We start from the raw sequence: 20,236 nt of genomic DNA on the forward strand, positions 1-20,236 counted from the left end.
GTGTCCTTTTTTGACCTAAAAACCAATTTATCTAAAATGGCGAACCAGCGTCAACAACATGCCCGTGATAAAAACCACCATAAAGATGAACAAGATCAACTCTGGTTTTACGCTCGCAATGCCAATGCCTACTACTGACAATAAAATCGTCAGTAAGCAATTACCACCGACAGCGATAATCACTGGCTTACTTGGAATACTGGTCCAAAATGTCTTAGTCGTTCGAGTCATCAATATCGTCAGCATGGCACTGAAGATCAAGTAACAGTACAGGGCTGTACTGACTTCTGTATTCGGCAAATCTAAGCGGATGAACCAATGCAACATGGCAAATCCCACTAAAGTCCAGCCGACTGCTAAGACACCGGCGACTTTACTCAAGCGACCTAAATTCCAATTTTCTGGTCGATAAGTGATACTCGTTCGATCTGTCCCTAAAACTAAGGTGACGAGATCATTTAAGATGGCGACTAAGACCATTGCGTTCAAGCTCAATGGTACAAACTTCAACCAAAGATATCCGATCGTCAACAACATCGTCAATTCTGCTGTACGCGATAATTTAGTGATCGTCCACGTCATCATCCGTTGATAAACCCGATGTCCACTATCCAAAATGTCAATTATCGGCATCAATCCATCAGCTAGTAACACCATCTTGGCTGACCGTTTGGCAAGGTCTACGGCATTAGCGACCGCGATCCCAACATCGGCTTGCTTCAAGGCAGGAGCATCATTGACCCCATCACCTGTCATTCCGACGGTATATCCTAAACCTTGGAACTGTTTGACGATGGCTAACTTATTCTCTGGAACGACTTCAGCGATACCTGCCAAGTCGTTCATATTTGAAGATTTAGCGATATCTTCAAAGGCAACCACCTGACCATTCAAGCCTACTTGTTCAGCCACAGCGCTGGCAGTGACTTGATTATCACCTGTCAACATTACGACCTTAACTCCACGTGACTGTAGCTTCTTGATTGCTTCAAGGCTGTCAGCTCTAGGGCTATCTTGAACGATGAACAATCCCATTAGTTGTTTGTTGACGGTCACGGCGACCGTCCGCCCGATTTCAAAATTGACATCCTTCGTTAATTCAGATGATCTTGGGTCTAGCTGACTGAGGTGCTTGTACGAACCTAGTCTGATCTCAAAGCCATCAACTTTCGCTTCAGAATAGCCTTTGTCGGAGACAAACGGTTCAAAAGAAACCGGATTCAATACAGGAATGTTATTTTCTTGTGCAAAATTCATGATGGCGGAATCAATAACACTAGGATTCTTGACATCGATAGCACTAGTGACCCAACTGATCAGCTCATGATCTGACTGCCGTGAAAAATTATAAAATTTTACCACTTGTGGCTGATTAGTAGTGATCGTGCCCGTTTTATCGATTAATAGCAAGTTCATATTAGCCGCCGTTTGAATACCTGATAAATCACTGACTAGGATTTTTTTGTTACTCAGGACACTAGCTTCAAAGGAGTTGGCGACCGCAAAGCTAGACGGCATTGCGATCGGGATCGTCGCAATAAAGAGCATTGCTAGAAATGGTAACATCTCGATTAAATTATCATGTCTGATCACAGCTGTCATGATCAAAATCACCGCTAAAATCGCATCGAGGATGGCTAAATATCCAATGACCTTACCGAGGAGCTTTTGTAATTGACCCGGTGCTGACGAATCGTTGATCAGACTGACCGTCTTACCGTAGCGGCTGTCCTTGCCGACTTTTACTACTCGAGCCAAAGTGTGCCCATTCAAGACTTGGGTCCCTGCCAACGCGACCTGATCGACTTGATGCTTGACCGACCTTGACTCACCACTGATGGTGCTGTCGTCAGTTTCGATCATAGCAGTCAGGACCAAAACATCCGCCGGAACGATGTCACCACGTCTAAGGTCGATCAAATCACCGACGACTAGTGACTTAGCCGGTATTTTCGTCCAAGTTCCCGATCGTTTCGTCGCTACCATTGGGATCAGCTGATGTGTCAGCGACTGCAAAACTTTGTTGGCCCGACGAGATTGGATAGCACCATCGATTGCTGAGAACAGCAACATCATCAAGATGAATATTGCTTGGATCGTTTTGCCTAATACCAATTCTAGTATCAAGGCCGCTTCCAAAATCCAAGCCGATGGTTCCCACAAACGACTGATGATAGCTTTTTTAAAATCGAATTGTGCGATCGAAACTTCATTCGCGCCATTTTGATTTAATCGTTTCTCTGCTTCTGCTTGGGTTAAATCATCTAACAAATCGTCGTTTTTTTTCACAATTGTCACCCTAAGTTGAAACTAGTTAGTCAAAGTCTACGCTGTCGGGGAAGTGAGCCAAACGTGTGCCATCACTCCCAAGTTCTTCTTCGATACGTAGAAGTTGATTATACTTTTCAACTCTTTCTGAACGTGCTGGTGCACCAGATTTCAATTCTGAAGCATTGGTTGCGACGGTGAAGTCGGCTACAAATGTATCACCAGTTTCACCAGAACGATGTGAAACCATAGTCGTGTAACCATTCTTACGTGACAAGCGGACTGCTTCGATTGTTTCAGTTACAGTACCGATTTGATTCAACTTGATCAAGATGGAATTGCCCATGCCTTTGTTGATAGCATCACGGATCAATTCTGGATTGGTACAGACTGGATCGTCAGCGATGATTTGAACTCGATCACCGTATTTCTTAGTAAATGTTACGAAGTTATCCCAATCATCTTCACCATATGGATCCTCGATCGAGATGATCTCAGGGAATTCATCCAACAGACCGATATAATAATCGCCGAGTTCATCAGGAGTGTACGTCTTACCTTCAAAGTCATAATCCTTAGTATCACTGTTGTAGAAGTATGATGCTGCAGCGTCAAAGGCAATCGCGATCTCCTTACCAGGAGTGTAGCCGGCCTTGATGATAGCTTCATGTAACATCTTCAAAGCTTCTTCTGATGATTTTAGATCTGGGGCGAATCCACCTTCATCACCTAGACCAGTAGTATATCCGGCCTCTTCGATAACTTTTTTAAGTGTGTGATAAGTATTGACGATCTTCTCGAAGCCATCTCTGAAACTCGTACGATCAACTGGAGTGATCAAGAACTCTTGGATATCGATACCATTGTCAGCGTGCTCTCCACCATTGATGACATTGTGGAAAGTTTGAGGTAGCTCCAGATTTGTACCTCCCAGATAACGATAGAGTGGTTGGTGTGTCAATTGTGCTGCGGCTCTGGCAGTAGCCATTGATACGCCCAAAATTGCATTGGCTCCCAATCTGGATTTGTTAGGTGTTCCGTCTAGGTCGATCATCAGTTGGTCAACGTGAGCTTGATTCAGCGGATCAACACCATGGAGTTCGTCATTGATCTCAGTGTTAACATTGTTAACAGCTTTTAAAACGCCTTTGCCTTGTAGTCGATCTCCACCATCACGAAGTTCAACAGCTTCTTTTTCACCAGTCGATGCACCTGAAGGGACCTCTGCACGTCCCATAGTGCCATCGGAGAGGATCACGTCTGCTTCCACGGTCGGATTACCACGTGAATCAAAAACTTCTCTTGCTTTAACTGTGTCTATAAATACTGTCATACTCAACTTCCCCTTTCGGCAATAAAAAAACGCCTACTAAACAAGAGTCTAATACCCTCATTTAGTAGACGTCATCAAATTGTTTTTGCAATTATTTTTGGCGAACGTCATCGCCTATTAATACGACCACAGAATACAATACTTAATAATTAAATACAAGGAATTTGCTAAAGACATATTAGACCATTGCTAAACCGTCTGCATCCAAAATTTTGATCAGCGTATTGGATCTCTTTTCGATCAGGCCATCTTCAGCTAGTGACTTCAGTTTGCGACTGATCGTCTCTGGTGTCGTTCCTAAGTAGGTTGCAATATCTTTCTTTTTCAGTGGTAGTTCAAATTGGGATTGCTTCAAGCCAGCGCTAGTCTCTAACAAGTAACTAGCCAAACGACCTTCAACACTCGATGTGGCAGCTTCAGTAGTCTGCTGTTCCAACTGCACGATCCGTTGCCCAAAGGCATTGACCATATTGACAGCTAGTTCGGGTGAAGTCTTCATCAACTTCTGAAAGTCATTACGCTTGATCTGGCACACGTTAGTATCCATCAGAGCTTGCGCAAAACTCGTCCGATCTTCATTACTAAAAAGGGCTGCCTCACCATCAAAATCACCCGTCTGCAAGATTCGCAACATCTGTTCCTTACCATTGGCAGCAATCTGGAAGACCTTGGCTTGACCGTGCGCTACGATCGTCAATGTATCCGCTGGATCACCAGCCGAATAAATATATTCGCCACTCTCAAAATGTCGGTCCGACACTAACGATGCCACAGTTTCAGTGTCCTCTTCAGAAAGTGACTGAAAAATCGTCACCAATTCGATACAGTCTGCAGGTGTGTGATTATGATTTAGATGTGCCATTTATTTACGCCCCTTTTTATTTTTTGTTAAGTCTAAAAAGAAATCTTAACCGAATAAATCATATCATTCTTCGGTTAAGATTCTTTCTAATTAGTCTTCGTCATCATCATCGTCTTCTTCAAAGCCTGCTTTGGCATCATTGCCAAGTAGAGCTTGATAAATCCGGATCTGATGATTATTCCAGCCTAGCAATTCGATCAATACTTGTGCCATGAATGGACGATCTTCGTTTTGAGCTAACTTGATCGCACGTGTGACAAACATGTTGTCAGTTGCGAAGTCATTAACGACCGTTTGGATCATTGCAGATGCATCCAAGTACTTATTTGCGCCATTCTCATCGATCATCGTGTAATCATTGTATTCTTTGAAAGTTGATGGTGGTAATTCGCCTTCATCCAATAATTGGTCTGCAATCTTGTCGAACCAAGCGTTGTTCTCATCGATCGTGTCACTCAAGACTGCCTTATAGTTCTCAGCCTCAGGGCCCTTCACGAACCACTTGAGCTGATGTAGTTTGACATTGATATAAGCGTGGTTAGCGACTATATGTCCTGTCATTGCTCCAGCCGTTGGTTTGTGGTGATCGGCATCAGCTTGTTTTTGTTCTGCCGCAAATTTTTCATCGATTGTTAATTCTGTCATTATGCAAGCTCCTTTGTTTTGATCTTCTTAACTTCATAACCTAATTCAGTTACTACCTTACCTAGGTCTTCACCGGAGATCTTTGATTCATCAATGTTAGCTTTTACTTTGCCAGCATTGAACATAACTTTGACGTCGGAAACTCCGTCTTGATTTTGAACTGCTTTTTGGATTTTTGTCATACATGATGGGCAGGTTAATTCGCCTAATTGTAATATTACTTTTGCCATATTTAACTTCCTCCTACTTTTCTTTAACTAACTTACAACTCATATAATAGAGCCATTTGATTGATTTGAACTTGATCTAAATCAAGTATTTGAAACTTTTTTTAAAAATTATCTCAATAATCTCATTGCGTTGAAAATAACGACTAAGATGCTGGCTTCATGAACGAACATCCCACTGGCCATATGAATAACACCTACTAACAAGCCGATCAACAAGGCGGCTACGGTCGCAACGGCAATGAAGATATTTTCCTTAGTATTAGCGACCGTCTTCTTAGCGAGGACATATGCGTGAGCTAAGGCTTTGAAACTCGATTGGACCAAAACTACATCTGCAGTTTCGATTGCTACATCAGTACCAGTACCCATACCGATACCGATGTCAGCCGTAGCTAGTGAAGGTGAATCATTGATCCCATCACCAACGAAGGCTACGTGATGTCCTTCATCAGTAAATTTCTTCACGAAATCAACTTTTTGTTCTGGTAATAATTCAGCGTGTACTTCATCGATCGGTAAACGATCAGCTACGTGTTGAGCAGCAACTTTATTGTCACCAGTAAGCATAACTACTCGTTTGATACCAGCTTTTTTGAGGGCTGTCAAACCTTCAAAAGCATCTGGTCTCAATTGATCATTGACACCAACGACTAGTTTTAGTTCTTTGTCTACTGCCATCAAGACGATCGAGTCACCTTGATTGATACGAGTGTCGATAACTTTTCTAGCTTCGGCACTGATCGTGATATCATTTGCCTTCATCAAGCGTTCATTACCTACTAAGATGTTGCCATCAGCACTTTGGAGACCTTGACCTTTAACTGTATCTAATTCTGGTAAGTCTGTTGTAGCGGCTATTTCTTGCTTCTCAATGTATCTGACGATTGCACGTCCTAGTGGATGGTCAGATGTACCTTCGACAGCACTGAGCAAGCCGATATCAGCTTCTTTATTATCACCAAAATGTACTAGATCCGTCACGCTCATTTGACCAGTCGTCAAAGTACCAGTCTTATCTAGAACCAGGGTATCTACTTTAGAGAAGGTATTAACAGCATTGCCACCCTTCATCAAAATACCATTTTTAGCACCGTTACCGATTCCAGCTACATTAGATACTGGAGCACCGATAACCAAAGCACCAGGGCATCCTAGAACTAGCACAGTGATAGCTAGTGGGAAGTTCTTCGTGAAGATCCAGACTAAAATACCGATGATCAAAACTGCTGGTGTGTAATATGTAGCGAACTTATCGATGAAACGAGCAGCTGGTGATTGACTATCTTGGGCTTCTTCGACCAATTCGATAATCTTACCAAAAGTCGTGTCTTCACCTACTGAAGTAGTTTCGATGGTGATAGTTCCATTATCAGTCAGGGAGCCAGCAAAAACCTTGTCACCGATCGACTTCTCAACTGGCGTCGATTCACCAGTGATCGAAGCTTCGTTCATGTATCCTTTACCTTCAACGATCTTGCCGTCAACTGGGATCTGACCACCGGGTTTAACGATAACGTGGTCACCTTCGTCAACATCATCGACATCGACAGTTGAGATATTACCATCTTCATCAACGACTTCAGCCGTTGTTGGAGCCATTTGTGTCAAATTCTTAACAGAGGAACGGGTCTTTTGGAGCGTTCTTTGTTCCAAGTAACTCCCGAACAAAAATAAGAAAGTAACAACAGCTGACTCTTCGTATTCTCCGATCACGAAGGCACCGATCACGGCGATGGAAACTAATAATTCAATACTGATGACCTTGTTCATCAAAGCCGTCCATGCGTGTAAGAAAACCGGGATGGCACCGATGATACTAGCAATTATCATTGCTGGTGTTGCAACGACTGGAAAATGTAACAACTTTGCGGCAAAGCTAATTACGATCAAGACTGCGATAGCTGCCGTCATTCTATTTTGATTTTTTTGAACCCATATATTAAATTTCATATTATCTTTCCTCCTAAGCACAAATACATTGTATTAGGAATTTCGACACAACAACTTGATTCTAATCAAGTTTTACAAAAAAGCTATGACGAAAACAAATTCGTCATAGCTTTTAGTTGTTATATGTAGTTTTTTACGTAAGTAGTGCGGATGATCGCACCCCAAGATACTATCAGTGTCAAACCGATCAAGCTCAAACCATAGTCTGGAACGTTACCGGTCTTAGGTAGGACTTGCTGCGTATCATTAGCTGAACTAGCATCCGTCTCTGTCTGTGCCGTACCATTTTGGAGCGACTTCAAGTCACTGGATAGATTCTTCAAGTCGTTCATCATGCTCGACAAATCTGAAGTATTGACTAGATTAGATAAGTCTAGTGACGACAAACCATCAAAGTCCAAATTGAAATCTAACAGTGAATCCAATCCGTAATCAGGACTGAGTAAGCTCAATTGTCCTGGGATCAGATTGCTCAAATCATCCAAACTGTCGATATTGAAGTTAAACTTCAAGTAGTTATTGTCACCTTTGGTATATTGAAAAATACTATCCGGATCGACCGTCTGATTGTTGATCATATTGATCTTGACGGCAGAATCACCTAACTTCTTGTTATAGGCGATCGTCATGGCGATGTTGTAAGTACCGTCGGCATTTGGCGTGATCGTAGCTGTGTTCGTTAAGTAATTAGCAGCGGCAGAACCACTATTGTCATTTTTGACTACCTTGTAAGTAATACTTTGACCATCATTATTCTTCGAGATAGTAGTTGTTGATGTAGGCTTTTCAATAATTACATTTCCAGAAGAAGAATAATTAGATACTAGTGGTTGTTTATCCGTCGTCTGAGCTGTGGACTTATCTGCTTCAGTGATAGATTTAAGATTATCTAGCAAGGTACTTCTACTATTGTTGGAGCCAGTGGCTGTGGCTGTATTAAACTTAAAGTCAAGATTTGACTTAGTTAATTCAACATTAAAGAGCTTCGTCTTAGACTCCAATGTCCCTGAAATAGTATTATTCAGATCATCCAAACTATTAACATTGAAGCTGACCTCTTGATAAGACGTGCCACTGTCATCAGAGTAGGTCGAAGTTACTGGTGTTTGTCCATCGATCGTAGTTACTGACAATGATTTTAATTTAGGAAGTTTCATCGTCAGAGTTATTTTGTAAGTTCCATCATCATTCTGTGCTATTTTAGCATCATTGATAAAATAGACGCTATCAGCATCAACAGCATTAGTTCCACTTTTATTTACAGCGTACGAGATACTTTGTGAACTAGTAGTATCTGAGGAAGCTTGTGCAACTTGTGTAGTTGATACTGAAGAATTACCTTCAGCCATCGTGGTCACTCCTCCGAGTAACACGACAACGACTAAGAATCTGATTAAACTTTTCTTCATCGTATCGCCCCCAAGCATATAAATTTTATCATATTTTAACTCATCTACTCATCATAATACACGGTAACAGAAATAGTGAGCACTTTTTATTGATTTTAATCAATAATGTATCAATTATGTAGAAATTCTAATATCTAAGCTTACTTTTATAATTTGACGATTCGTCTTTTCGTTGTAAGCGCTAGCGTAATTAGCTATATATCAGTAACCTAATCTAATAAATCTTAGTAATAAAATAGTTTTAAATTAAGTTGATTAAAAAAACATTACAAAATGTTTGAATTGATTAGTATTTAGGTTATATACTAGTAGCATTACATTCAGGAAGGTGAAATCTTATGAAACAAGGTACAACAATTATCACTCTTGATAATGGCTACCATTTATGGACCAACACACAAGGTCACGGCGACATCCAATTACTTTGCCTACACGGCGGACCCGGTGGAAACCACGAATATTGGGAGAACTTCGGCGACAAGCTGTCTGACTTAGGTGTCCAAGTATCGATGTATGACCAATTAGGTTCATGGTATTCAGATCAACCTGACTATAGTGATCCTGCAATTGCTGACAAGTATTTGACTTACGAATACTTCGTTGATGAAGTTGAAGAAGTAAGGCAAAAATTAGGATTGGATAACTTCTATCTAATCGGACAATCATGGGGTGGCGCTCTAGTTCAAATGTACGCTGCTAAATATGGTCAACATCTCAAAGGTGCTATCATCTCAAGTATGGTCGACGAAATCGATGACTATGTAAGAAGTATCAACCAGTGTCGTATGGACGCACTCGGTCCCGAAAAAGTTGAGTATATGAAAAATATCGAAGCTGAAAACAACCTCTCCGATCCTACTTACCAGAGCTACGTTGACGTTTTGAACGCTGAATATATCGATCGCAAACAACCCACAGCAATCAGACATTTGATCGACACGACTGCTACTGCTATCTACGGCGTCTTCCAAGGTGACAACGAATTCGTTATCACTGGTAAACTCAAGGACTGGCATTTCAGAAAGCACCTCAAAGAAATCACAGTCCCAACACTTTTGACATTTGGTGAACATGAAACAATGCCACTTGATACAGCTGCGATCATGCAAAAGGAAATCCCTCATGCTCGCTTAGTTACGACACCAAATGGTGGTCACCATCATATGATCGATAATGCGCCCGTTTACTTTGATCATTTGAAGACATTTATTAAAGATGTTGAAAACGATAATTTTAACGATTAATACAAAAAAGCATCACTACTCTCATACTTCTATAAACTAGAAATGAGAATAGCGATGCTTTATTTTTTTCTAAAAATCTTCCAACACAAGAATATCAGACTTAGTTAAAACTTTGCCAACTAAGCATTTCTTGATGTCGGCGGCCGTATCTCCCGGTACGACATCAAGCATTAGGTCGTTTGCTTGCACTTCACGCGAATTGGGAGAAGTGTTCAAAACTAATAATACTTGCTTATCATCGCACCAATAAACGAAACCGATCCCGTAATTGCCTAAGTAAAAAGGTGCCAGTTCGGCTTCATTGAGCCACGAATGCGCACTGCGCCACTGATACCATTTGAGTACCATGGTTTGGATAGATAAATCGGTATGATCCCACGGGAAGTAGGCACGGTTCTCAGGATCCTTCCCACCAGTCAATCCTGCCTCATCTCCATAATAAACACAAGGTACACCCGGCATGGTGAACAGCATCCCAAACGCTTGACGTAACCACTCACGGTTACCATGTAACATCGTCAAGATACGCTCAGTATCGTGGCTACCAATGTTATTAAAATTATAATTAAAGACTGTCTGCGGATAGTTTTCTTTCAGAGTCATAAATTCTAACCACCACTCTGATGGTTTCAAATCCCCCGTCAAAACGCGAATGATCAGTTTACGCAAAGGATAATTCATAACCGCCTGCAACATGCCACCTTCAAGATAATGGCGCCGTTTCCCATAAGCTACTTTATGTGAGGCGTCTTCCCAAACTTCACCGATCAAAACCTTATCTGGATAACGATCCAAGGCTTGACGAATCCCTCGAATGAACTCATCCGGCAATTCATCCGCGACATCTAACCTCCAGCCATCGACTCCACGAGCTGTCCAATAGTCGATAACAGAATTTTTACCAGCATAAATAAATTTTTGAAAATCTAAATTATTTTTATTAACCGTCGGCAGATCGGTGACGCCCCACCAACTGTCATACTCATGTGGATACTTAGTAAAAGTGAACCAAGGATAGTACGGGCTGTCGATCGACTGTTCAGCACCCACAGTATGATAATAACCGCTCTGATTGAAGTAACGAGAGTTGACGCCAACATGATTGAAGACGCCATCCAAAATCAAATACATCCCCGCGGCATGGATCGACTGTACTAGATGATCGAAGTCAGCCAACGTTCCTAGAACTGGGTCGATCTTCAAATAGTCTCCCGTATCATAACGGTGATTACTCATGGCCTCAAAAATCGGACTCAAGTAAATCACCGTTACACCTAATTGTTTCAAATACGGCAGTTTAGCTTCGATACCACGTAGATTACCACCGAAGAAGTCCCAACGGACTACTTCTTGCTTTTTGTTGCGGATATACATAGGTAAGTCCGTCTTTTGTCCATAAATAAAACTATTCGGTTTGGGACTATTAACATGTCCATCCAGATTACCATTGTTAAAGCGATCAACAAATATCTGATAAGCAAGCCCGTGATGATACCATTCTGGAATCGGCTCAACGTGATCGATCACGGTCAGTTGATACATTTGAACATCGGTCCGCGAATTGTAAATAACTCCCTCGCCACCAAAACCACCATTGGAACAGCCATAAAAACACCGTTCTGTTTCTGCTATGACTTCAAAATAATAAAAATACAAACTAGCATTGTTAGGAACGAATTCTGCACAATAATACGGTGCGTGCATCTGCATCAAGACTTGATCTTCCGTATCCCAATGTCCATCTTGAGCTACATGCAAGATGACCTTTTCGATCTCGTCGCTGGCATGGACTTTGACCTTGAATTTTACTTTCGTTAATTTCTCGATCGCTCCAAAAGGGGATTTATCAGTCGTTTGAAAAGAATCATATTTAACTACAATACTCAATTGTGCGATTCCTCCTCACTACTTCAATATCCGATCATACGGTACTTGCCAAATATCCTCACCATATCTTGCGACTGCATAGTCAGATGAGAATGTGCCAGAGGCCGCGATATTAGCTAATGATTTTTGTTCCCAAGTTCTTTTGTCTGTAAAATCTTGATTGATCTGTTTTTGTTTTTGTACATAATCAGCGTAATCTGCTAAAACGAAATATTCATCGTTATAACGCAGTAATGAATCGTATATCTCGTGTCCTTCAGTTGAGATACCAGGGATAGTCCCATCGACTAGCGTCTCTAATACACGCTGTAACTCAGGGTTATTATCATAGAACTGAGCTGCGTGATAGTCACCACGATTGTAATAGCCATAGACATCATCAGCTGTCAGACCGAAGGTATATTCATTTTCGATACCAGCGGCTTCGATGATATCGATATTGGCACCATCCATTGTAGCTAGTGACAGAGCACCATTAGTCATCAACTTCATATTGCTAGTACCGGAGGCTTCCTTAGAGGCAGTAGATATCTGTTCACTGATATCAGCGGCAGGGATTATCAGCTCGCCTAGTGAAACTCCGTAATTGGGAATGAAGACGACCTTTAGCTTATCTCTGACAACGGTATCGTTGTTTACTAGATCAGCGAGAGCATTGATCAGCTTGATAACCGACTTCGCATAGTGATAGCTAGGTGCCGCTTTGGCGCCGAAGAAGTGGACTCTTGGTATCACTGCCTTTTGTGGATGGTCCTTGATATCCAGATACTCACGGATTATCTCTAAAACGTGTAGCAGTTGACGTTTATATGCGTGCAGCCGTTTGATCTGAACGTCATAGATCGCATCGGTCCTGATCTGGATGCCCAGATCATCGTTGACATATTGTGCTAATCTCTGCTTGTTCTCAATCTTAACTTCAGTCAGTTTTTTCAAGAAGTCATCGTCATCTTTGAAAGCTGTCAAAGTTTGCAGTTGCTTAGGATTAGAACGCCAAGTCTCACCGATCTTCGAATCGATCAAGTTGGATAGTGGTTCGTTGGCCAACTGTAACCAGCGCCGACCAGTGATGCCATTCGTCTTATTGTTGAAACGTTCAGGATAGATCCGATACAAGTCGGACAGTACATCTTTCTTCAATAATTCTGTGTGTAACGGCGCTACACCATTGACACTGTGACTTCCGATGACTGCCAAGTATGCCATTCTCACTTGACCATTGCCTAGTGGAGCAGTCTTATCGACAGTATTTTCACCGAAAATCGGAATTTTTTCTTTACGATAACGTCGGTCAATTTCTTCGACGATCTGGTAGATCCGTGGCAAGAGGCCTTTAAACATATCGATCGGCCAGGTTTCCAGTGCTTCTTGCATAATCGTGTGATTGGTATAACTCATCGTTGCAACAGTGATCTGCCAAGCCTTTTCCCATGAACAATCGTATTCATCCAACAATATCCGCATTAATTCCGGAATAACCAAGGTCGGATGAGTATCATTGATGTGAATGGCGACTTTGCGGGCAAAGTCATTGATCGTTAAATTATCCAGATTGTAATGTCGAACGATGCTCTGTACTCCAGCAGAGGAGAAGAAATATTCTTGACGCAAGCGCAGTGAACGACCAGCAATATTCGAATCATCTGGATATAAGACTTCGGTTATTTGATCGATTCGATCACGTCGTGCTTGTGAATAGAAATTTTGATCAGCACTTGGAGGTAATTCAGCTGACCACAATCTCATCGTATTAGTAACGTCGTTGTGATAGCCTACGATTCCTACATCATACGGTACCGCGAGGACGTCATCAGTCTGATCATAGACTGGGCGTAACTTACCATCAGATTGTTTTTGGAGCCAGACGTGTCCACCGAATCTGACTAAGCAAGCTCGATTCTCACGTCTGATCTCCCAAACATTACCGTTTCGCAGCCAATCGTCAGGCAATTCAACTTGATAACCATTCATGAAGACTTGCTTGAACAAGCCGTAACGATATCTGATACCATTACCGTTACCTGCCAATCCGATACTAGCCATCGAATCTAAGTATGCGGCCGCTAATCTCCCTAAGCCACCGTTACCTAGACCGGGATCAGGTTCAGAACGACAGATTGTTTCAAAGTCTAATCCGAGTTTTTTCAATCCATTTCGCACCGTATCGAGGATGCCCAAGTTAAGCAGATTGGACTTCATCAGACGACCGGGTAAAAATTCGATCGAGAAATAATAAACTTCCTTACTGTCCATCTGACGATATTTCTTACTAGTATTTTTCCAATTATTGCTGTCATAACGCTTAATTAGGTTACCTAATACCATGAGCTGTTCTAATGATGAAGAGTCCTTGATGTCGATGGCATAAGTAGCTTTAACTTCGTTGATAAAATCTGTAGTAAATTTTGTTTCATCCAATTTCATGTTTACAACTCCCATCAACCGCTAGGACATTATTATTGTGATACTTCTTTATATAACTGGCGGTATTTATTTGCGGATCTTTCCCAACCAAAATCCTGTTTCATCCCTTGGAATCTGATCTTCTGCCAAGCTTTTGGATCATTGAGATACAAGTCAAATGCTTTATTCATCATCTTGCCTAAAACTTCAGAGCGATAGTCATCAAAGTCAAAACCAGTCCCTGCACCGGTAAAGTGATTGTAAGGTTTGACTGTGTCACGTAACCCACCAACAGCGTGGACGATCGGCACACTGCCGTATCTCATTGCCATCATCTGTGACAATCCACAAGGTTCAAACGCTGAAGGCATGATGAACATGTCACTTCCAGCATAGATCTGTTGTGCTAACTTCACATCAAAGTCGATGTCAGCTACAAACTGCTTTTTAAAAGCCGCTTGGTAACCTCTAAAACCAGCTTCCAAATCTGGGTCCCCTGTCCCTAAGACGACAACTTGTGCGTCATGGTCATGTAAGAACTCATCCAGTACATCCAATAACAAGTCCATGCCCTTCTGTCTAGTCAACCTAGATACTACCGCAAAAACGGGCACATCGACTTGTGGAAGCCCTAGAGATTTTTGTAATTCTAACTTGTTCTTCCGCTTATTAGTCATATCATCCACTTGGTAATGTGAATAAATATTAGGATCAGTTGCCGGATCATAGAGCTGCGTGTCGATCCCATTGATGATACCTTGTAACTTGTAGGAATTATCTCTCAAAATACCGTCTAAGCTCTCGCCAAATTCAGGTGTCTGTATCTCTTCCGCGTAGCTAGGTGAAACTGTCGTAACAGCATCCGCGCAGTAAATACCACCCTTCATAAAATTAACATTTCCATAAAATTCCGTCGTACCTTCATCAAAAGTCCGCATGCCGATGCCGAATAAGTTTCCCAAAATGGCTGGATTATAGATCCCTTGGAATTGAATATTGTGAATCGTCAAAACAGTCTTGATGTGTTTGTACGCTTCGATCCAATTGTACTTATCCCTCATCAATACCGGAATAAAGGCCGTATGCCAATCGTTGCAATGGATAACGTTTGGAATATAATTGATCTTCTCCAACATTTCACAGATGGCCAGCTGGAAGAAAGCAAAACGCTCGCCGTCATCCCAGTAACCGTAGAGTCCATCACGACCAAAATATTCTTCATTGTCGATCAAGTAATATTCGATCCCATTCAATTTTAGTGTCTTGATACCGCAATATTTCGACTGTGATCCGACTTGAATTTGGAAATAAGTCAGTTCTTTGACGTCAGCTAAATATTTCTGAGGAAAAAGATGCTTGTGGTAAGGTATCACGACTCTCAGATCCACTCCCGCTTGAATCAGTGCTTTGGGCAATGCCAAGCTGACATCACCTAGACCGCCAGTCTTGTAAAAAGGTGCAGCTTCTGCAGCCGCAAACAAAACTTTACTCATTAGTTACCTCCGCCTGTCTGAAAATTCTCTTACCTTTGCCGATCACTAGTGGCTTCTCCGGCGTGCCCTTCAATTCGAGATTAGGACCGATGACAACGTTCTTGTCGATGACGGCATTTTCGATCGTCGTACCTACGCCGATCCGAGTACCTTGCATGATGACCGAATCTCTGATCTCACTATTACGATTGATGAAGACATTACGAAAAATAACTGAATGGTCGACTTTGCCTTCGATGTAACCACCAGTTCCACACAAGCTACCTTTGACTTGTGAGCTCTTCGCAAAAAAGGTTGGAATTTCATTTTTGACCTTAGTATAGATTTGACGTTGACTATAAAACAAGGCTCGGAAATTATCTTCTTGTAAAATTGACATATTGCCCTTGTAGAAACTGCCGACATCGTGAATATTGGCATAAAAGCCAGTGTACTCAAACGCATTGGCGTTGTGCTGAATAACGGCGCGCTTCATCAAGCGATCCAAGCTGATCAAGTCACCGCGCTGATTAGCTTCTTTCAAGATATCCACTAGATCGATCGTACTCATCAAGTAAATATTCAAGTCCTTGGCTAACTTACCTTCACTTGAAGGAACCGTCTTAGAAGCTGGTACAACTGAAGTTGCCATGCCATTCTCCGTCAACTCCAAGACGGTATTGGATGGCTTGACTTCGGCAGCGTCAACGCTCTTATAAACAGTCGTAACTTGATTATCACGTTCTTTGTGATAGCGCAACAAAGCCTTGAGGTCAATGTTACAGATGTTTCTAGTACCCATAACGACAGTATACTCACTGTTACTGCGTTTTAAGAACAAAATGGCATTATCATAATAATGACGCATCAGATTTTTCTTCTCCTCTGGCACTACTAGTGACAAGTCATTGTACGGGAAATTGAATAATCCTCCACGGATGGTGTCGAGATTCCAGTCATTACCACTCCGGATGTGATCTGAGACCGAACGTCCCGAACGTGGCGATGCGATCATAACGTTTTGGATACCCGCATTTGCGATACTTGAAAGTGGAAAGTCCAGGAGACGATAACGGCCGCCAAAAGGTAAAGTCCCCACTGGACGTGCGTCGGTCAACGGTTGTAATTTCTCCCATGGCTCAACTAAATTAATGATGGCACATACACTATTATGTTTCATGGTTTCTTAACCCCCAGAACTTCGCCGTAACCTACGACGGCGATATTTTCTTCTGTTCCTAGAACCTCAGCTCCATCACCTACGACAGCTTCTTCACCCACTAAAGCGTGGTCGATCACTACATCTTTACCGATCGTAGCGCCTGGCATGATCATACTGTCAACGATCCGACTACCAGTCCCGACAGAGACTCCCTGTGACAAGATCGAATGATCGACCTCACCTGCAACGTAGCAACTGTCAACGATCATCGAATTATTGACATTGCTGGTGCTAGTCAAGAACATTGGTGGCAGTACTTGAACCTTGGAATTGATCCGCCAGTTACGATCACCAATGTTCAGGCTATTGTGTGGTGAAAGGAATTCCATATTAGCTTGCCAGAGACTGTGGATCGTACCCACATCGCGCCAGTAGCCTTCAAAGGCATAAGCGTAGGCTGATTCATTGTTTGCCAAGTACATTGGGATAACGTTCTTACCGAAATCTTCCAGTGACTTGTTCGTGTTGAAACTAGTCGTTAAATAATTTCTCAATGTCGCCCAGTTAAAAATATAAATCCCCATCGAAGCTTTATTACTCTTAGGATGTTCTGGTTTTTCTTCAAACTCGATGATACGTTCAGTCTCATCAGTATTCATTATTCCAAAACGCTTAGCTTCCTCCATCGATACCGGAATGACCCCCACTGTTAGTGAGGCTTTTTTTGATTTGTGATAGTCGAGCATGGCACCATAATCCATCTTGTAAATATGATCCCCTGAGAGAATCAATAAGTATTCCGGATTCTGTTGGTCGATATATTCAATATTTTGATAGATGGCGTGAGCCGTTCCTTCGAAGAACTTCTCACCTTCACTAGAAGAAAATGGTTGTAATACGGTTACCCCACCATTTTGGTCATCTAATCCCCAACTAGAACCGTTGCCGATATGAGCATTCAGTTCGAGTGGTTGATATTGAGTAACTACACCGACTGTATTGACACCTGAGTTGGCACAATTACTCAAAGTAAAATCAATAATACGATAGCGTCCCCCGAATGGAATCGCTGGTTTGGCAGTCGACTTAGTCAACTTACCTAGACGTGTACCTTGTCCACCTGCCAAAATCATTGCTAACATTTCATTTTTTTCGGTCATAGTAACTCACCCCTATTTCAATTTGATTGGTTTAATCAATAACGCTCCCATTGCTGGCAAAGTCGTGGTGAAACTTGCTGGCTGCCCATTGAACGGTGTTGCTTCTGCCGTAAAGTGGGTCTCTAACTGTGTCCAAGTCCCGCCGAAACGTTCATCTTCAGTATTGAGCACTAATTCATACTCGCCAACAAATGGCACACCAATGCGATATTGCTTCTTCTCAACTGGTACGAAGTTAAATGTAGCGACAACGAATTGACGCTTGCGTTTACCTTGCCGAATGAAGCCCATCGTCGAGTTTTGCGCATCGTCGGTATTGGAGTAGATCAGACCAGATGGTTGATGATCTTCCTCCCACAGTGGGCGGTTATCATGATAAATTTGGTTCAAAGCTTCGGTGAATATTTGCATCTTATGATTGAGCGGATCTTTCAAGTCGACCCACTCGAGTTGACTCCAATCGCGCCACTCCAAAAATTGTCCCCATTCAGAACCCATGAAGGTCAATTTTTTACCGGGAAAGGCAGCCAAATAAGTCAGTAAAGTACGCAAGTTGGCAAATTGGTTATAACGATCACCCGGCATTTTGTGCATCAGTGACTTCTTTCCGTGAACAACTTCGTCGTGTGAAAATGGCAGAATAAATTTTTCGTTATACATATAGACGAAGGCGAAGGTCAACAGGTTGAAATGGTCGTGACGATAGAGCGGATCCATTTCAAAGAACTTCAACGTGTCATGCATCCAGCCTAGATTCCACTTATAATCAAATCCTAAGCCACCATTGTCAACAGAATCAGTCACCCCTGCATATGCAGAGGATTCTTCTGCTATCATCAGCGCATCTGGATGTGCCTGATGGATCGTTTGATTCAATCTCTGTAAGAAACCAATACCCTCTAAATTACGATTATCACCTTTATCATTAGTGATACCTTCTTTTCCATCATCATAATCCAGATAGAGCATACTTGAGACGGCATCAACACGCAGACCATCTAAGTGACAATCTTCCAACCAATAAAATGCACTCGAGATCAAGAAACTTTGAACTTGTGACTTACCAAGGTCAAAATTCCACGCCCCCCAGCGGCTGTTATTAGCTCGATTACTGTCCTGATATTCATAAGTTGGCGTACCGTCGTATTGATACAGAGCATCGTAGTTTCTAATGAAATGTCCTGGGACCCAATCCACGATCACACCGATATTATTCTTGTGACATTCATCAACGAAGTCCAAGAATTGCTCAAACTTCCCGAAGCGACTAGTCGTAGCGAAATAACCTAGCTGTTGATAACCCCAAGATGCATCCAACAAGTGTTCCATGACGGGCATCAATTCGATGTGCGTGTAACCCATTTGTTTGACGTACGGGATCAATTCTTGCGCAATTTCTGCGTAAGTATAGTAACTGTCGTCATCATGACGCCGCCAAGAACCCAAATGCACTTCATAAATATTCAACGGACGTTTTTTGATGTCACTGCGTTTGCGGCGCGCTAACCACAAGCTGTCGTGCCACTTTTTATCTACTGGTGCTGTGACAACGGCCGCATCACCGGGTTTTCTTTCAAATTGACGGGCGTATGGATCGATCTTTAGTTGTCTCGTTCCATCTGGCCCAACGACTGCATATTTGTACAAGCTCCCCGGTGATACGCCGCTGAATTCCCCATGCCAAATTCCGGTATTACCGACTTTTGCTAATTCAGCGTCTTTCCATCCGTTAAAATCTCCGACCACTGCAACTGATTTGGCATGTGGTGCCCAAATATTGAACACGGTAATATTTTCTAAAACATGACAGCCTAGGAATTCATAACTCTTAAAAGAATTGCCAGTATTGAACAAGTAACTGTCTTCGGTTATTTTTTCATCTAATACCAAATTAATCACTTCCCTCGAAAATAATGTGAATCTTTGAGCTTTATCCATTCGTACTTTCATTATAGGTGACTTGACTTATTTTGTATTGCTTTTTATGAAAATAATTATAATGATTTTACATTAATTAATTATCTTTTATATCCCCGCCATATCAAGCGTTGATGAAGTAATTATATGTCCTGAAACTATATTTGTAAAAGGATATACTAAGGCTATTTTATTTCAGAAAATCAATTTATATTAATAGTGAACATTATCACTATTTCACAAATAAAAATGTCTTTATTGACTATTTGCCAACAAAAAAAGCCCTCAAAATTA

General features: G+C 41.9%; 14 protein-coding genes and 1 riboswitch. Of the genes, 1 reads left to right on the forward strand and 13 read right to left on the reverse strand.

Annotated features, from left to right (window positions below; genetic code table 11):
* Positions 1–27 precede the first annotated feature (27 nt).
* The 7 genes from AC27FM_RS09585 to AC27FM_RS09615 form a co-directional block, all read right to left on the reverse strand.
* Positions 28–2,271: an HAD-IC family P-type ATPase gene (locus AC27FM_RS09585; protein WP_487087952.1), complete on the reverse strand. Its 2,244-nt coding sequence runs from the start codon at positions 2,269–2,271 to the stop codon at positions 28–30.
* A gap of 43 nt (positions 2,272–2,314) precedes the next feature.
* On the reverse strand, positions 2,315–3,601 hold the full coding sequence (gene eno / locus AC27FM_RS09590; RefSeq protein ID WP_487087749.1) for a phosphopyruvate hydratase: 1,287 nt from the start codon (positions 3,599–3,601) through the stop codon (positions 2,315–2,317).
* Between the two features lie 58 nt (positions 3,602–3,659).
* Positions 3,660–3,725: riboswitch (Fluoride riboswitch) on the reverse strand.
* A gap of 54 nt (positions 3,726–3,779) precedes the next feature.
* Positions 3,780–4,463: a Crp/Fnr family transcriptional regulator gene (locus AC27FM_RS09595; protein WP_487087751.1), complete on the reverse strand. Its 684-nt coding sequence runs from the start codon at positions 4,461–4,463 to the stop codon at positions 3,780–3,782.
* Positions 4,464–4,553: 90 nt separating this feature from the next.
* Entirely contained in the window at positions 4,554–5,108 is a 555-nt protein-coding gene (locus AC27FM_RS09600; RefSeq protein ID WP_487087753.1) for a ferritin-like domain-containing protein, read from the reverse strand.
* Positions 5,108–5,338: a heavy-metal-associated domain-containing protein gene (locus AC27FM_RS09605; protein ID WP_487087755.1), complete on the reverse strand. Its 231-nt coding sequence runs from the start codon at positions 5,336–5,338 to the stop codon at positions 5,108–5,110. The genes AC27FM_RS09600 and AC27FM_RS09605 overlap by 1 nt, the downstream gene beginning before the upstream one ends.
* A 108-nt stretch (positions 5,339–5,446) precedes the next feature.
* The gene (locus AC27FM_RS09610; protein WP_487087757.1) at positions 5,447–7,288 is read right to left on the reverse strand and encodes a heavy metal translocating P-type ATPase; all 1,842 of its coding nucleotides are present in this window, start codon (positions 7,286–7,288) and stop codon (positions 5,447–5,449) included.
* A gap of 119 nt (positions 7,289–7,407) precedes the next feature.
* A complete protein-coding gene (locus tag AC27FM_RS09615) occupies positions 7,408–8,697 on the reverse strand; it encodes a hypothetical protein (protein WP_487087759.1) in 1,290 nt (429 codons plus the stop codon).
* A 338-nt stretch (positions 8,698–9,035) separates the two neighbouring features.
* Between AC27FM_RS09615 and AC27FM_RS09620 the strand changes: the two genes are divergently transcribed.
* Positions 9,036–9,941 (forward strand): proline-specific peptidase family protein, encoded by a 906-nt coding sequence (locus AC27FM_RS09620; protein ID WP_487087761.1) that lies wholly within the window; start codon positions 9,036–9,038, stop codon positions 9,939–9,941.
* A gap of 69 nt (positions 9,942–10,010) precedes the next feature.
* On the opposite strand, the gene AC27FM_RS09625 is transcribed toward AC27FM_RS09620, so the two are convergent.
* The 6 genes from AC27FM_RS09625 to glgB are packed head-to-tail and all read right to left on the reverse strand — an operon-like array spanning position 10,011 to position 19,963.
* The gene (locus AC27FM_RS09625) at positions 10,011–11,828 is read right to left on the reverse strand and encodes a glycoside hydrolase family 13 protein (RefSeq protein ID WP_487087763.1); all 1,818 of its coding nucleotides are present in this window, start codon (positions 11,826–11,828) and stop codon (positions 10,011–10,013) included.
* An 18-nt stretch (positions 11,829–11,846) separates the two neighbouring features.
* Complete coding sequence (locus AC27FM_RS09630; protein WP_487087765.1) at positions 11,847–14,252, reverse strand: glycogen/starch/alpha-glucan phosphorylase; 2,406 nt, start codon at positions 14,250–14,252, stop codon at positions 11,847–11,849.
* A 32-nt stretch (positions 14,253–14,284) separates the two neighbouring features.
* The gene (gene glgA / locus AC27FM_RS09635) at positions 14,285–15,724 is read right to left on the reverse strand and encodes a glycogen synthase GlgA (RefSeq protein WP_487087767.1); all 1,440 of its coding nucleotides are present in this window, start codon (positions 15,722–15,724) and stop codon (positions 14,285–14,287) included.
* Entirely contained in the window at positions 15,717–16,883 is a 1,167-nt protein-coding gene (gene glgD, locus AC27FM_RS09640; RefSeq protein WP_487087769.1) for a glucose-1-phosphate adenylyltransferase subunit GlgD, read from the reverse strand. Before glgD ends, glgA begins: the two co-directional genes overlap by 8 nt.
* A complete protein-coding gene (locus AC27FM_RS09645) occupies positions 16,880–18,025 on the reverse strand; it encodes a glucose-1-phosphate adenylyltransferase (protein ID WP_487087771.1) in 1,146 nt (381 codons plus the stop codon). Before AC27FM_RS09645 ends, glgD begins: the two co-directional genes overlap by 4 nt.
* A 12-nt stretch (positions 18,026–18,037) precedes the next feature.
* On the reverse strand, positions 18,038–19,963 hold the full coding sequence (gene glgB, locus AC27FM_RS09650) for a 1,4-alpha-glucan branching protein GlgB (RefSeq protein WP_487087773.1): 1,926 nt from the start codon (positions 19,961–19,963) through the stop codon (positions 18,038–18,040).
* Between the last annotated feature and the right edge of the window lie 273 nt (positions 19,964–20,236).

The sequence above is a fragment of the Companilactobacillus sp. y65-5 genome, assembly GCF_057541095.1.